At 73.2% G+C, this 14,700-nt stretch carries 8 protein-coding genes and 4 pseudogenes; 4 read left to right on the top strand and 8 right to left on the bottom strand.

Features of this window, described 5'->3' with window-relative positions; all coding sequences use genetic code 11:
• Window positions 1-60 precede the first annotated feature (60 nt).
• Window positions 61-1,178 (bottom strand): hypothetical protein (locus UK82_RS03530; protein WP_236705462.1); only part of this gene is annotated, 1,118 nt, incomplete at its 5' end.
• Window positions 1,179-1,900: 722 nt separating this feature from the next.
• Here UK82_RS03530 and UK82_RS03535 point away from each other — a divergent pair.
• Together UK82_RS03535 and UK82_RS35425 are read left to right on the top strand one after the other, a co-directional pair.
• Window positions 1,901-2,845: beta-mannanase (locus tag UK82_RS03535; protein WP_236705463.1), on the top strand; the 945-nt coding region annotated here is incomplete at its 3' end.
• Window position 2,846: 1 nt separating this feature from the next.
• A pseudogene (locus UK82_RS35425) lies at window positions 2,847-3,289 on the top strand (beta-mannanase); the annotation flags it as partial.
• Between the two features lie 121 nt (window positions 3,290-3,410).
• On the opposite strand, the pseudogene UK82_RS35430 reads toward UK82_RS35425, so the two are convergent.
• From UK82_RS35430 to UK82_RS03560, 6 genes and pseudogenes are all read right to left on the bottom strand, one after another.
• Window positions 3,411-3,651 (bottom strand): annotated as a pseudogene (locus UK82_RS35430) (short-chain dehydrogenase); the annotation flags it as partial.
• Between the two features lies 1 nt (window position 3,652).
• Window positions 3,653-4,184: pseudogene (locus UK82_RS03540) on the bottom strand (SDR family oxidoreductase); the annotation flags it as partial.
• Entirely contained in the window at window positions 4,181-5,107 is a 927-nt protein-coding gene (locus UK82_RS03545; protein ID WP_044883389.1) for a hypothetical protein, read from the bottom strand. The gene UK82_RS03545 and the pseudogene UK82_RS03540, both read right to left, overlap by 4 nt.
• The coding region (locus UK82_RS03550; protein ID WP_396230441.1) for a 2-C-methyl-D-erythritol 4-phosphate cytidylyltransferase at window positions 5,070-5,894 on the bottom strand (825 nt) is incomplete at its 5' end. The genes UK82_RS03545 and UK82_RS03550, both read right to left, overlap by 38 nt.
• A 31-nt stretch (window positions 5,895-5,925) precedes the next feature.
• Window positions 5,926-7,311, bottom strand: a complete 1,386-nt coding sequence (locus UK82_RS03555; RefSeq protein WP_055406286.1) for a DUF4910 domain-containing protein — start codon at window positions 7,309-7,311, stop codon at window positions 5,926-5,928.
• A gap of 23 nt (window positions 7,312-7,334) precedes the next feature.
• Window positions 7,335-8,165, bottom strand: a complete 831-nt coding sequence (locus UK82_RS03560; RefSeq protein ID WP_044883391.1) for a sugar phosphate nucleotidyltransferase — start codon at window positions 8,163-8,165, stop codon at window positions 7,335-7,337.
• A gap of 2,628 nt (window positions 8,166-10,793) precedes the next feature.
• Here UK82_RS03560 and UK82_RS35435 point away from each other — a divergent pair.
• Window positions 10,794-12,251 (top strand): glycoside hydrolase family 26 protein, encoded by a 1,458-nt coding sequence (locus UK82_RS35435; protein WP_236705464.1) that lies wholly within the window; start codon window positions 10,794-10,796, stop codon window positions 12,249-12,251.
• Between the two features lie 64 nt (window positions 12,252-12,315).
• On the opposite strand, the gene UK82_RS03570 is transcribed toward UK82_RS35435, so the two are convergent.
• On the bottom strand, window positions 12,316-12,753 hold the full coding sequence (locus UK82_RS03570) for a MerR family transcriptional regulator (protein WP_055406287.1): 438 nt from the start codon (window positions 12,751-12,753) through the stop codon (window positions 12,316-12,318).
• 528 nt (window positions 12,754-13,281) lie between these two features.
• Here UK82_RS03570 and UK82_RS35440 point away from each other — a divergent pair.
• Window positions 13,282-14,700: pseudogene (locus UK82_RS35440) on the top strand (transcription-repair coupling factor); the annotation flags it as partial.

Raw genomic sequence — 14,700 nt, forward strand, 5'->3', positions numbered from 1 at the left:
GCACCTCCATGGTCGCCAGCGTGGGCGCCGGGCGCCCGGCCGGGGCCCGGCGAGGCGGTCTCAGATGCCCGCGAAGGACCTGCGCTGCGCGGGGGGCGAGGGGCTCGGCGGCGCTGGCCCGGGATCGTCCGCCAGCCGGAGCGACTCCTCCGGCGCGACCGTGAACCAGCCGACGAGCAGCAGGCCCAGGCCGGTGACGACCGGGGCCAGCAGGCCGCCGGACAGCACAGTGTAGAAGATCAACACCGACCCGGAGAGCACGAACGACTGCGAGCCACGCACGAACATCGCCACGATGAAGCTGAGGAACGTCACCGTGCCGAGAACCCCGTACTCGAGGACGAGCTTCGGCACGAGCGCGTAGTTCAGCGGCAGACCGGTGCGGCGGAAGAACTCGCCGGCGTCGCGGTCGGCGAAGCCCGCGCCGGAGCCGAACACGACCGTCGCCGGATCGCTGCCGAGCGCGTCCCAGGTGCGCTGGTAGGGCTGGACGAAGCGCAGGCTGCCGCTGGAGGTCGACGAGGACGTCTCCGTCGCCCGGGCCGCGAAGATGCTCGACGCCGGGGTGAAGCTGATGACCAGGGCGATGAGGCCCACGCCGACCAGGGCGGTGAACGCGAACTTGGCGCCCTTGTGGACGGCCAGCAGCACACCCGCGAAGGCCAGCAGCAGCAGGCCGGTGCCGGAAACGGTGCTGAGAATCGCCAGCACGAACATGAACAGCCGCCACCAGCCGCCGTTGCGCAGGACGCAGACCACGATGCCGAAGCCCAGGAACTGCGAGCAGAACGACGCCTCCAGACAGACGAAGGCGTTCGACTTGTACAGCGACGATCCGTACTGGACCGGGTAGGAAGTGTTGAAGCCGTGCATCAGGAAGTTCGACGGCACGACGTCCTTGACCACGTCGGTGTACGGAACGCCGACAAGCTGAATCGCGAACTGGAACAGGGCCAGCCCGGCCAGCACCGTGATCATGATGAGGAAGCGGTCGAGCAGCCGGGGCAGCAGCGCCCGGGCGTCGGCGGGACGCAGGCCGAAGACGAACGGGACATACGTCGCCAGCAGCAGCAACAGCGACGTCAGGGACGTGCTGTCCTTCTGCCGCAGGAAGGAGACGAGCGCCGACAGCGAGCACGCCGTCATCGCCACCAGGTAGCCGGTCATCCGGCCCGAGTNCCGGCTCAGGCCGCCACGCCGGACCATGATCGCCGCGCACACGTAGGTGATCGGCAGGATCACCTGGACCTGTGAGCCGCCGACGGGAATGGCGATCCGCTGGAAGAAGATCTCGAAGAACAGCAGAATGGTGAGCAGCCGCAGCGTCGCGTCGTTGGCCGTCCGGCCGCTGCCCGCCTCCTGGGTCGGGATCACCCACGACCGCGGAATCCTGGTCGTGAGGGTGGTGGTTACCACTGGTTTCCCGTCCCCCGTTCTCGGTCGGCGGGCGCGCCGCGGCCGGGTGGGCGGCGGCGAACGCTGCGGACGACAGCCGGGTGACCCCGCATGGCGGCCCGGTGGGCCGTGCGTGGACGGCACCGTCGGCAAGTCTAACCGGCGCCGATCGGACGCCTCCCACCGTGGTCTTCGGTCAATTCCCGGGGCGTACGGTCGCCCGTCCGTCACCGCCCGCAGTCGTCCTCGTGGTGTCTTCCGGGAACCTGGCGCCGTCGGGTGAATAATGGCCCGGGCCGCCCGGACGGCTGCGGTCGGAGAAGTTCTCCGGCCTGGGAACTCCCTGGGTGAAGGCCCGCGTTCCTCGTATCAGGGCGGCGTTATCGGCCGCGGCCGAAGCCTGTTCTCGTACCTGTGCGGCGGGGTCGGTCGTTCATTGCTGTCGTGATGACGTCCGGTCGTTCCGGCGCCTGGCGACGATCTGTCCTCAGCGTGGAGGTGTAACGTGCGCTATTCCGGCATCGTGCCGGGAGGGCGTCCGCCCCCGTCCGACCGGTTCGGTCCGCAGCGGGGCGGCACCTCGCCGACCCGCGCCGTCTCGATCAAGGGGGGTGGCGGGCCCGGCTGGCCCGGTGCCGACACCGGCACCATGCCGCTGCCGGGCATCCGGACCTCGGGGTCCGTGGACTCTGGCGCGTCCACGGACCCCGAGCTGTCCGGCTTGACACTCTGGCCCGACCAGCCCGACCAGCCCGACGACGCGTCCGGCGGGGTCGGTCCGTCCGGTGGGGTCGGCGGCTCGGGCGGGTCTGGCGGAGCCGGCGGCTCGGGCGGATCGCGGTGGCGTCTGCCGCCGTCACGCCGCGGACGGGCGTTGGCCGTCACCGGCCTCGCGGCGATCCTCGTGGCCGTGCTCGGTGCCGTCGGGCTGGTCGTGCTCGGCGGCGGTGGCGATGGTGGCGGCGGCGGTGAGGTTTCGAGGCCGCCCGCCCCGCCGGCGGGCGGCGTCGCCTGGCCCTCGGGCGCCAACGCCAACCCGCCCCACGACCTGGCCGCGTGGGAACGCTGGCTCGGCCGCCGGACCGACGTCGCCGTCGTATTCACCGTCCGTGACAACTGGCGGAAGATTGTCGCCGACGACTGGCCGCTGTCGGGGCTCCGCCCGGACGCCTACGCCGGGAAGGTGTCCATCGCTCAACCGCTGTTCCCGAAGGACGGCAACGAGGCCGCCTGTGCCCGCGGCGACTACGACGCCAACTGGGCGACGTTCGGGCGGACGCTGGTACGCAACGGCCGACCGGACGCCTACGTCCGGCTCGGCTGGGAGTTCAACGGCGACTGGTTCTGGTGGTACCCGCGCGACACCGCCACCTGGCGGACCTGCTTCCAGCGGGCGGTGACCGCGATCCGCTCGACCTCGCCCGGCGTCCGCATCGACTGGAACATCTCGNCCCACCGGGACTCGATGCCGGGCGGCGACAATGTCTGGGCCGCCTATCCCGGTGACGCGTTCGTCGACGTCGTCAGCATCGACGCCTACGATTCCTACCCGCCGTCCTTCACCCGCGCGACCTTCGACGCCCAGTGCAACCTGGACTCGGGCGCCTGCACGGTCGCCCGGTTCGCGCGCGAGCATGGCAAGCAGTTCGCCGTGCCGGAATGGGGTGTCGTCCGCTCGGCGGGCGGCGGCGCGGACAACCCGTTCTATGTCCAGAAGATGTACGAGCTGTTCCAGGCGAACCGGGCGAACCTCGCCTACGAGGCGTACTTCACCGCGACCGATGCGGGCAACGTCCAGTCCTCGCTGGTCGACCCCCCGAGCAACCCCCGCGCCGCCCAGCGCTACCGAGCCCTCTTCGGCGCGCCGCCGCCACCGACCACACCACCCCGCTGAGGGCCTCCATGGTTCTTCCACCGGGGTCGGCGTCCGATTTATCCCTGTGGAAGAGACAGCGGGAGCCGCTCCCCCGCACACCACCTTCTGGTGGGGCGGGGGGCGGCGCTGCGGCGGCGGGTCAGTAGCTCTTCTTCGCGGGGCGCAGGTGCAGCTCGGTGATCTCGGCGGTGGGTGGGAGCCGAATGAGGTAGTCGACGAGGTCGGCGACGTCGTCGGCCTGGATGAGCAGCGCCGGCGCGTACTCTCGGCCCTCTCGGGCGTAGATCGTCTCCTGGCGTGGGGTGGCCGTGCGGCCGAGGTGGATCGTGGCGACCCGGATCCCGTCGGCGTTGATCTCCTGGCGCAGACTGTCGGCGAAGNCGCGCATGGCGTGCTGGGTCGCGGCGAACTGGCCCGCTCCCGCGCCCGCGCGAATGCCCTGCGTGGAGTTGATGAAGACGATGTCGGCGCCGCCGTCGGCCCCCGCGACCCGCAGCGCGGGCAGCAGCCGCTGGGTCAGCGCGTAGGGCGCCCGGACGTTCGCGAGGTACTGCGCGTCCAGGTCGGCCAGCGAGGCCGCGTCCACCCGGGCACTGGCGTAGGCCCCGGCGCTGTGCACCAGGTGGTCGACCCGGCCATGGCGGACGGTGACCTCGGCGACGAAGTCGGTGACGGCCGCGTCGTCGGTCAGGTCGAGCCGGACCGGCAGCAGCGTGCCCGGCCCGGTCGCCTCCTTGCCGAGGCCGTCGAGCCGGGCCTGGTCGCGGCCGAGGGCGAGCACGGTGGCGCCGTCGGCGGCCAGGCGCAACGCGGTGGCGCGGCCGATGCCGCTGGACGCGCCCGTCACGACGGCGACGTGCCCGGCGAGCGGAACCGCGTCCGCCGCCGGGCCGCCCGCGGATCCGGCCGTCACGCGCTCGACGCCTGGGAGAACACCAGCACGGCGTCCTCCCGCGGGGGCGCGGTGTCGTAGCTGAGGCAGATGTCCTCGGGGATGCGGGTGAGGTCCGTGCCGCGCAGGTAGTCCCGCATCGTGGTGCCGGTGCACTCGGAGTCGACGTTCGGCGCCCCGACGTGGTTGATGACGTCGTCGAAGTGCACCGTGCGGAAGTCCATGCTGAACCGGGTGCGCCCGGAGTTGTTCGGCACCGACGAGTGCAACTGCGCCGCGGAGAAGATCAGCATGCCGCCGGACGGCGCGACCACCCGGGTCTGCGGGAAGATCTCCACCTCCTCCTCCGGCTTGGGCTGCTTGCGGGTGTCGGACTTGATGTGCTTCGCCGCGTCCGCCCGGCTCTTGGCGTTCCACTCGTAGTAGTCGTAGTCGCGGGAACCGTTCTTCACGCCCTGGCTGAAGTAGCGCGGGTGGAAGGCCAGGCCGTTCTCCGGGACGATGTCGAAGATCGGCATCCACCAGTTGAGCTGGCAGAACGGCGCCGAGTACCAGGTGTCGCGGTGCGGATGGAAGGCGTAGGCGATGCCGGAGGTCAGGTAGTCGTCCGACGTCGAGGTCCGCAGCCGCGGCACGTCGAAGTAGGTCTTCGACGGGTCGGCGCCATGCTCGGCGAGGATCGCCGGCAGCAGCTCCTTGCAGGTCGGATGGTGGATGAACCGTGGCTTGAGCTCCGCGAGCAGGGCGGCGTACTCCTCGACGGGCATGTGGTACTGCGCCGTCTCCGGGTCGAGGCTGCCGAACGCCTCCCGGATCAGTGCGCGGCTGAACTCGACGAACTCGCGGGTCGCCGGCCTGGGTGCATAGACGAACAGGTCGCCCTGGTAAAGCTTGGCCCGTCGCTCGTCATCGGACAGCGTGGACTCGACCAGTACCGAACTCATCGGATTCCCCCTCGGAACGGACGTGGGTGAGCAGCAGCCGGGCCATGGCGAGTTCGTCCGGCGTCGTGACATGGATGTTGGCGGGTTCGCCTGGTACGACGACAACCAGGCCGCCGGCCTCGGCGACCATCGCCGAGTCCTCCACCGCCTCGTGGGCGCCTGCATGCACGGAGCGCAGCAGGTCCGCCCGGAACGCGTGCGGCGTCTGCACCAGCCGATGGGTCTCCCGCGGCAGGGATGCCCCCGCGACCAGCCTGGGGGAGGGACCGAGCCCGCCCGCCGCCGGCCGGATCTCGTCGGCGCTCCGGATCTCGTCGGCGCTCCGGATCTCGTCGGCGACCCGGATCTCTTTGACGACTTCGGTGAGTGGCAGGCCGGGCACGGCGGCGTCGGCCCCGGCCCGGACCTCGTCGACGACGCGCCGGTAGAGGGCGGGGGTGGCCAGCGGGTGAGCGGCATCGGTGATCACGATGACGCCGGCGTCCGCGTGAACGGCGGCGAGGCCGGCCCGGACCGACTCGGCCCGGGTGGCGCCGCCGGTCACCTGCCGGACGCCGGGCGGGGCCGACCAGCTTCCGGCCGTTCCCGCGGGCACGACCACGACGATGCCGTCGCTGGCCGCGCGGGCCGCCGCGACCGGGTGGGCGAGCAGCGGCTCGCCGCCGAGGTCGAAGAACTGCTTCGGCCCGCCGAAGCGGGTGCCGCCGCCGCCCGCGAGCACGATCGTCCAGACCGGCCCGGAGTTGCCGCCCCGCCCCGGCCGCCCGGACCGGCCTGAGCTGCCTGGNCCGCCTGGGCTACCTGGACTGCCGGCAAGATCATCCACCGGTCGCTCCCCCGGGGCCGGCGCCCGTCTCGGCGAGCAGGTCGACGCCAGCCAGCGCGTCCGCGGCCTCGGCGACCGTGTCGAACGGCAGCCCCGCGCGCTCGGCGATGTCGAGCAGGCTGCGGGTGCCGTCGGCGAGGTTGAGCACCCACAGCAGGCCCATCTCGATGGCCTGGCGATTCATCGTCGCGCCGATGGCCCGGTACAGGCCGCGCCGGCCGAGCTGCGGCTCGCCGTACGGGGCGGTGTTGCGCCAGGTCCGGTCCCGCTCGCAGATCTCGATCGTGCGCCGCAGGATCGCGAACGAGTCGGCGAGCGACTCGGGCGTGACGAACTCAAGGTCGTCGGCCGAGGTGTGGTACTGCGGATACTCGCCGTGCTGACCCCGGCCGAACCGGCCGACGGGCAGGTCGAAGCCGGGCGAGCAGAACTGCCGCTCGTCGTAGCCGTAGGGGGAGAACTCGACGATCCGGTGCGGCCGCTCGGTCTCGGCCAGCGCCACCGCGGCGGCCCGGTCGACGGCGGCGTCACCCCGGCGACTGCGCTTGTAGGTCGGGTCGCTGCGGTCACCGAGGCCGGTCAGGACCAGCCCGTGCCGGATGCGGCCGACGGTGTCCCGGTTGCGGGCCAGCCAGGTGATCGAGCCGATCGTCCCCGGGATGAACAGCAGCCGGAACGTGTGCCGCCGCGGCCCGGCGGCCAGCGCCCGTGCCAGCAGGGTCGCCGTGGCGATGCCCGAGCAGTTGTCGTTGGCCATCGCCGGATGGCAGGTGTGCGTGGTGATCAGAAACTCGTCGGACGTCTCGCCCGGCAGCACGATCTCGCCGTAGGTCAGCGAGCCGTCGGTGAGCGTCGTGTCGATCTCGACCTCGTACTCGCCGGCGGGCAGCGCGCCGAGGTGCCGGTCGGTCAGGCAGAAGCCCCAGTTCTCGTTGTAGTACGACGTCCGGTAGGGGACCCAGTCCGGTCGGTCGGGCATCGAGAACAGGTGCGGGCGCAGCTCGTCGAGGGTCATCCGGGCGCGCACCGGCGTGCTGTAACCCAGCAGGTGCAGCGGGTTGTCGGCGGCGTCGACGACGGTCTTGCCGTCGGGGCCGATCAGCCGGGCCGAGCCGACGTTCCACTCCCGGGGGACGGTCCAGTCCAGCACCGGCGTGCCGCTGGGCACCTCGTGCACGGTGAGCGGCACGTCGGGGCCGAGCGCGCGCGCGACGGTGCGCAGCGTCGCGCGCACGCCCTCGCCGGTGATGCTGCGCATGGGCGGCAGCAGGTCGGCGACCAGATCGTGCAGCCAGCGGCCAGGATCGGCCGGGAGCGCGGTACCGTCGCGGTCGCCGACGTGGCCGGTGGTCCCGGCCACGCTCGCGGATTCGGTCATCGTCGCGGATCCGTCCGGAATTCTCAGTCGGCCCAGACGCGCCACGGCGCGGACCCGGAGTCCCAGAGCTGGTTGAGCTCGGTCCAGTCCCGGAAGGTGTCCATGCCCATCCAGAACCCGTCGTGGTTGTGCAGGGTGAGCTGGCCGTCCCGGGCGAGCTGCTGCAGCGGGTGGCGCTCCAGCAGCAGCGCCGGGTCGTCGTCGAGGTACTTGTCGATGAACTCGCGTTCGAAGACGAAGTACCCGCCGCTCACCCAGCCGGTCTGCGGCGGCTTCTCGGCGAACAGCGTGACCGCGTTGCCATCGGTCTCCAGCTCGCCGTAGCGGCTCGACGGCCGGACGCCGGTGACGGTGCCGAGGCGGCCGGATTCCACGTGGTCGGACAGCACGGCGCCGACGTCGATCGCGCCGACGCCGTCGCCGTAGGTGAGCATGAACCGCGGGCCGGTCAGGTACTGGGCGACTCGGCGCAGGCGGGCGCCGGTGCCGGTGAGCAGGCCGGTCTCCGCGAAGGTGACCTCCCACTTCTCGTCGCCCACCGCGTTGTGGAACTGGGGCGTGTGGTCGTCGGAGAGCGTGAGGGTGAAGTCGGCGACCTGCGCCCGGTAGGCCAGGAAGTAGTTCTTGATCAGGTCGCTCTTGTAGCCGAGGCAGAGCACGAACTTGCGAAAGCCGTAGTGTTCATACGTCTTCATGATGTGCCACAGCACCGGCTTGCCGCCGATGTCCACCAGCGGCTTCGGCAGCTTTTCGCTGGCCTCCCGCAGCCGGGTACCCATCCCGCCGCAGAGGATGACGACCGGGATGTCGGCAGCGTCGGGGATTTCGGTGGTCCTGGCGCTTTCGATGCTCAAGGCTTGCGTCTCCCGTGCTCATGCCCCGGTCGGGCTCGGTGGGGCGGGGGTTGATGGCATGGTCCTCGCTGGACCGCGGTGCATTCCGGGTGACCCGTAACGGCCTGCTGCCACTCGCCGACCGATGCCGGGGCCGACGGGGACAGCCGCCGGTCGTTCCCGGTGCGCGGAATGGCACGCTCCCGCGCGTGAGGACATCGCTCGCTCGCCCGCGCTCCTGGCGCGCGCGGACGCGTGATCCCCCTCTGCCACTTCTCGGTGGATACCGGCGACGGACCGCCTTCATCGGCGCCCCCCGGCACTGCCGTCGCAACGGTACCGCACGGTCCTCTGCCTGCTGGGGGAGTCCCTCCAAGCCGGTGCAGACCCGCGCGACGACGCCGCCCGACGGGCAAGCCCGACAACCGGGTCATGTCGGGGCGTAGCCTTCCCCGCGCGCTTGGCGCCGCGTCGTCGACGCCCGCCCCGCACGTGGTCTGCGTACCGGGTGGCGCCGCCCCCGCGAGATTCCCGCCACGCCGCCGCCGGGCGCACCTCGCGCTGCCCCCGCGAACGCCGTTTCCCCAGAGCGCCGCCGGGACTCGTTTCCGCTGGTCAGGTCGCTCGCCGGCGTCATGCACCGCGCCGCTCGCCGGCCCGCCGGGCCGCCCTTGACCGGCTCGACGGCCGGCGGGCGCGGCCAGGACAGACGGCACCCCGCGGCCCACCTTCGTGGCGAATGAATGGTCAAGAGTGCCAGATCTTCGCAGGACCGGCAACGCGCCCGGTCGGTACCGCGTCCTGACTGGTGGATCCCGCGATGACGCGGGCGTCCGGCCTGCCGGCGGTCGCCGGCTGCCGGCTGCTTCCCACGGAGCGGAAGGGGTTTGGTGCCGATGCGGATGATCGTTGCTGTCCGTGATAGGCCGAGGCCGCCGACATCGCTCTTCGCGCGTTGTTGTTACGGTTCGTCCGTCACTACTGGATTGGTGAAAGAGCCTCGGCTCGTGGCGTTGCCGGTGCCGACGAATCTTCTGGCAGGTCGGCCGGGCGGAGGAATTCTCACCCCGGGTGAGAGTTGCGCGCCGGCTACGCCGAGATGTTTCGATGGGGCACAGAGCACGATCTGGGGTGATGCGGGTGCGTGGGCGCTCCTGGTCGGATGAACCTTCGGCCGGCGACCGAGAGCGGGTTGCGCCACCGTCCGCCGAAGTCGACGAGGACGGCGGGCAGCGCGGACACCGGGTCGACCGACGCCGCGCCACCGAACCTCACCGCGCCGGCCGTGACGGCTCCTCCGGCGGGGCTCAGTCGCCCGACGGGGACGCCGGCGGCGCTCGCGCGGACCACCGGACGGGCAACGGCCGTTCCGGGCGCCGGCGCCGGACGCCGCCGGTGGTGCTCCTCCCTCCGTCCATGACCGTTCCCGCGAGGGGGGCGAGGACGGCCGGCGACGGTGACCGGTCTGCGGGCGGTGCGGACCGACCCGCCGAACCTCGGCTGCCCGGCACCCGCCCACCCGGCCCCCGGCTGCCCGCAGCCCGGCCGCCCGACCTCCGCCTGCCCGGCTCCCGTCCGCCTGACCCCGAGTCCGTCGAGTCCCATCCGGGCGACCTGTGGTCCGTCGACTCCCGTCCGGGCGACCTGTGGTCCGTCGAGTCCCGTCCGGGCGACTCATCGGCCCGCGCGGGGTCGCCCGGCACCGGGCTGTCGGTGGGTCCGCCGGCGGCCCCGCGGGTCGGCGCCCCGGCTGCTGCCCCGATCGGTGCGCCGACCGATCCGCCAAGGGAGCCACCGGCCGATCCGCCCCTCGACGCGCCGACCAATCCGCTCTCCGAGCGGGCCGTCCTGGTGAACGGTCGGCCTTCGGCCGGGCGGCCGGTGAACCCCACCCTCCCGTCCGGCTGGGACGAGGGCACGGCGCTGTTCCAGATCCGCCGGCCCGGTGCGCGCGGCGATGACCCCGGGTGGCCGGGCGACGATCGGGCGGACCCGCCCTCGTCCCCGCCGCCGGACCATGCGCTCCCGACCCCGCCGGTGCGGACGCCACCCCATGGCGCGCACCCGGCGGACGAGACGGGCGTCCTGCGCTGGTCCGAGACCGGCGCCCCGCCAGGCGACGGTCGTCGCCGCGACGCCGCGGACCAGGACGATCATCGCCCCGGGAGATGGGACGACCATGGGTCCGCCCAGGGGATACCGCGCACCGGCGCCTGGTCCGCCGCCCGCGACGCCTGGCTGGCCGATGATCCTCGCAGCGGCGGCCGGTGGGCGCCGTCACAGCCGTCCGGTCCCGCCTTCGGTGCCCCCGCAGACGGCCCCGCGGCCACCCGTGGCCATGGCGGGGACGGCTTGCGCCCGCGGACGGACCGGGCCGGAACCGGTCCCGGAGGCCGGCAGGCCGAGGGCTGGGCCCCCCGGACCGGCCTGGCCCGGGGCGGCTCGGATCGGACCGGAAGCGATCGGGGCGGGTCGGACCGGCCTGCGTCGGACCGGGCTGTGTCTGACCGGGCTGTGTCGGACCGGGCTGTGCCGGACCGGGGTGTGTCTGACCGGGGTGCGGCTGACCGGGTTCGGTCGGACCGAGTCCGGCCGGACCGGGGATCGGACCGTGGGGCGCCGGGCCGTGGGGCACCGGATCGGGTCGCGTTGGATCGGGCCGGACCAGGTCGAATCGCGCCGGAGCGGATTCGAGCAGGCCGGTCGGGCTCGGCCCTAGCCGGCTCGGGTCAGGCCGGCTCGGGTCAGGCCGGCTCGGGTCGCGGCGCGGCAGAGAAGCGCGGGGCGGGGCGGGGCGGCCGGGCCGCCTGGACCGACGACGAGGTCTGGTCCGACGAGATCGGCTCGGCGCGTGCGGCCGAGGCTGCCCGGACTGCCAGGGGCGGCGCCCGCCACACCGGCCGGTCCGACGACCGCGCGGCGCCGGCCTCCGGGCGGGGGGCCCGGGCGGCCTCGTGGATCACCGCCCACTGGGGCGGGAACGCCAGCCGCCTCCCGCACCTGCCCGTCATCGCGGTCTCGGTCGCGGCGGTGCTGACCCTGGTCGCGGTGACGGCGCTGCTGCTGGTGCCCTCCGGCAGCGACGGGGGATCCGACCCGATCGCCACCACCGCGGGGCAGGGCGCGTCGCCGACCGGGCAGCCGGGCACCGCGGCCCGGCCCACCCAGAGCGGGGTGCCGGCGGCCGCCGTCCCGCAGGTCCAGCGGGCCGCGACCACCGGGCTGTTCCCGACCGGCGTCGCCGCGCACACCCTGGCCCAGGCGAATGCCTGGGCGAGGTTCCGCGGCCGGCCCAATGACGTCATCGTGATGTACACCGACCGGTCGAGTTGGAGCGACGTCACGAACCCGTGGATGGGGCGAAGCGCGTCGACCTTCTCCGGGTACGCCGGCACCTGGGTGATCACCCAGCCGCTCTTCCCCGACTCGGGGCCGGAGAAGGGCAACCTCGCCGACTGCGCGGCGGGCAACTACGACGCCAAGTGGCGGCAGTTCGGGCGCTGGTTGGTGAACATGGGCCGGGGCGACTCGTTCGTCCGGCTGGGCTGGGAGTTCAACGGCCTGTGGTTCGCCTGGTCGGCGACGGATCCACAGCAGTGGATCCAGTGCTTCCGCAACGCCTCTTCGGCGATCAGGGCGACCAGCCCGAAGGTCCGTATCGACTGGAACCTCAACGCCCACGGGTCGACCACGCCGGTCGGCGCGTTCGACCTGTACCCCGGCGACCAGTACGTCGACGTCATCGGCATCGACAGTTACGACCAGTACCCGCCCAGCCCCACCTACGCCGACTTCGACAACCAGTGCAACGGTGACGCGGGGCTCTGCCAGGTCATCACCTTCGCGCGGACCCACCACAAGCTGTTCTCGGTGCCCGAGTGGGGAGTGGTCAGCCAGCAGGGCACGAAGGCCGGGCGGGGCGGCGCCGCCGGCGGGGATAACCCCGCCTACATGGAGAAGATGTACGAGACGTTCTCGCGCAACGCCGACATCCTCGCCTACGAGGCGTATTTCCCCGACGCGGAGGAGGGCAACGTCCGTTCCTCGCTGGTGAATCCCGATCTCAATCCGGCCTCGGCGGCCGTCTACCAGCGGCTCTGGGGCTGAGGCTCCGCCATGGGCGCCCCGCGTGTCCCCTCCTGGCCACGCGGGGCGTCGAGCCGGCGGCGGGTCACACTGCGTCGCCGCCGGTGCGCTCCGCATCGTCGTGTAGCCCGCCGACGAAGGACTCCGCCACGCTCACCTGCTCCCGCAGCGTCGCAAGTTTCTCCTCGGCGAGTAGCACCCAGGTGCCAAGCCGCTCCTGCAACGCGGCGCGGGCGTCCGCGGCCAGGCCGGGCGTGGCCAGCTCGTCGCGCAGGATCAGCAGGGAACGCATCTCCTCCAGGGTGAAGCCCAGCGGCTTCATCTTCCTGATGAGCAGCAGCCGCTCGATCGCATCCACGTCGTAGAGGCGGAACCCACCGACGGTGCGCCCCACCGGCATGAGCAGGCCCGCTTCTTCGTAGTAGCGGACTGTTCGCAGCGAGAGGCCGACCCGCTCGGCGACGTCCCCGATCTGATAGACGTCGCCGCGGGCCGCGTCCGATCTCGAAACGTTGCGGCGCATGCTGGACAACTCGACCCTAACGTCAGCGTAGGTATCGGGCGGCCGGACTGGACGCCAGGCAGTCGACTGTACGTCGACCGGCCGGCCGGCCGGGCGCGCTCGGCCCTACCGGCCCGTCCGCCGCCCTCCCCCCGGCCGCCGGCGACGAGCGTCGGCGCAGGTCCGCAGTGGTGCGGGTGTAGGTGCGGGGTGGGTGCGGGTGTGGATGCGGGGGCAGGTGCGGGCGGGCTGCGGGGGCGGGATGCCGTCAGCGGCGCACGGTCGGCGCGGCGGTGGGGGCGGGCATCGGTGTCGTAGGCTGGTCATATCGTCTGTGCCGACGGGGTCGGGCCGGTGCCGGCCGACCGCCCGGGTCATCTCCGGGGGCGGGTCGGGCGGCGGGCCGGCCCCTCGGGCGAGCGGGTCCGGGCCGTGGTGGGCCCCGTTGCGCCAGGTCGTCGTGTTCCGCGGCGGCGGTTTTCGTGCCGCGGCGTCTGCTCCACGCCTGTTCCGTTCCGCTCGTTTCCGAGAGGCACACCGGACGCAACCATGACTCTCGCGCCGCTGCTCGACGCATTGATCGCCCGGCCGGGCGGCGATCCTGCCCTGGGGCGGGCGATCGGCGCGGCGGGCGAACCCGCGCTCGACCTCGCCGGTCCGGCCGCCCTGCGACCCTTCGCCGCCGCCGCCCTCGCCGCCGCCCACGGAGCCGGGCGTCCCGTCCTCGCCGTGGTGGCCACCGGCCGCGAGGCCGAGGACCTGGCCGCCGCGCTGGCCGACCTGCTCGGTCCCGACGTGGTGGCCGTCTTCCCGAGCTGGGAGACGCTGCCCCACGAGCGGCTGTCCCCCCGGGCGGACACGGTGGGCCAGCGCCTGGCCGTGCTGCGTCGGCTGGCCTATCCGGCGAGCACCGGTCGCCCGCCGCTGCGGGTCGTCGTCGCGCCGGTTCGTTCCGTGCTCCAGCCCCAGGTCGCCGGGCTCGGCGAGCTCGCCCCGGTCAGCCTCACGGCGGGCGACACCGCCGACCTCGACGACGTGGTCGCCCGGCTGGTGGACATGGCCTACCACCGGGTGGACCTGGTGGAGCGGCGCGGCGAGATCGCCGTGCGCGGCGGGATCCTCGACGTCTTCCCGCCGACCGAGGAGCACCCGCTGCGGGTCGAGTTCTTCGGCGACGAGGTGGAGGACATCCGCCGGTTCGCCGTCGCCGACCAGCGGGCGCTGCCGGAGGACGACTCCGAGCCGGCCGCCGCCGGTGGGCGCGGGCTGTTCGCGCCGCCGTGCCGCGAGCTGCTGCTCACCGCGGACGTCCGCGGCCGGGCCGCCGAGCTCGCCACCCGCTACCCCCAGCTCGTGGACATGCTCGACAAGATCGCGAACGGCATTCCCGTGGAGGGCATGGAGGCGCTGGCCCCGGTCCTCGTCGACGGGATGTCGCTGCTGCTCGACGAGTTGCCCGCCGGCACCCACGTCCTAGTCTGCGACCCGGAGCGGGTCCGCTCGCGGGCGAGCGAGCTGGTGCGCACGAGCCAGGAGTTCCTGGAGGCGTCCTGGAGCGTCGCGGCGCTCGGCGGCGGCGCGCCGATCGACCTCGGCGCCGCGGCCTACCGCTCCATCGCGGAGGTCCGCGAGCACGCCGGTGCGCTCGGGCTGCCCTGGTGGTCGGTCACCCCCTTCACCTCGGCCCCGACCGGCGCCGAGGCTGCGGGCCCCGACCAGGCCGACGCGGTGGCGGGGGTGGCCGGCGGGCTCGTCGTCGAGGGCGACGACACGGTGGTCGCGAGCCTGCGGCCGGCGCCGCTCTACCACGGCGACACCGCCGCCGTCATCGCCGACGTCAAGGGCTGGCTGGCCGAGTCGTGGCGCGTGCTGCTCGTGACCGAGGGGCACGGCCCGGCCCAGCGCCTGGTGGAGATGCTGCGGGAGGCCGACCTCGGCGCCCGCTACGCCGAGGACGCCGAGCTCGCC

Origin of the sequence: Frankia sp. ACN1ag, assembly GCF_001414035.1 — a bacterium.
Taxonomy (GTDB): domain Bacteria; phylum Actinomycetota; class Actinomycetes; order Frankiales; family Frankiaceae; genus Frankia; species Frankia torreyi.

Coding starts and splice junctions, on each gene's coding strand:
- UK82_RS03555 (WP_055406286.1), bottom strand. CDS start 7,311: ATGACCGAATCCGCGAGCGTGGCCGGGACCACCGGCCACGTCGGCGAC.
- UK82_RS03545 (WP_044883389.1), bottom strand. CDS start 5,107: ATGAGTTCGGTACTGGTCGAGTCCACGCTGTCCGATGACGAGCGACGG.
- UK82_RS03570 (WP_055406287.1), bottom strand. CDS start 12,753: ATGCGCCGCAACGTTTCGAGATCGGACGCGGCCCGCGGCGACGTCTAT.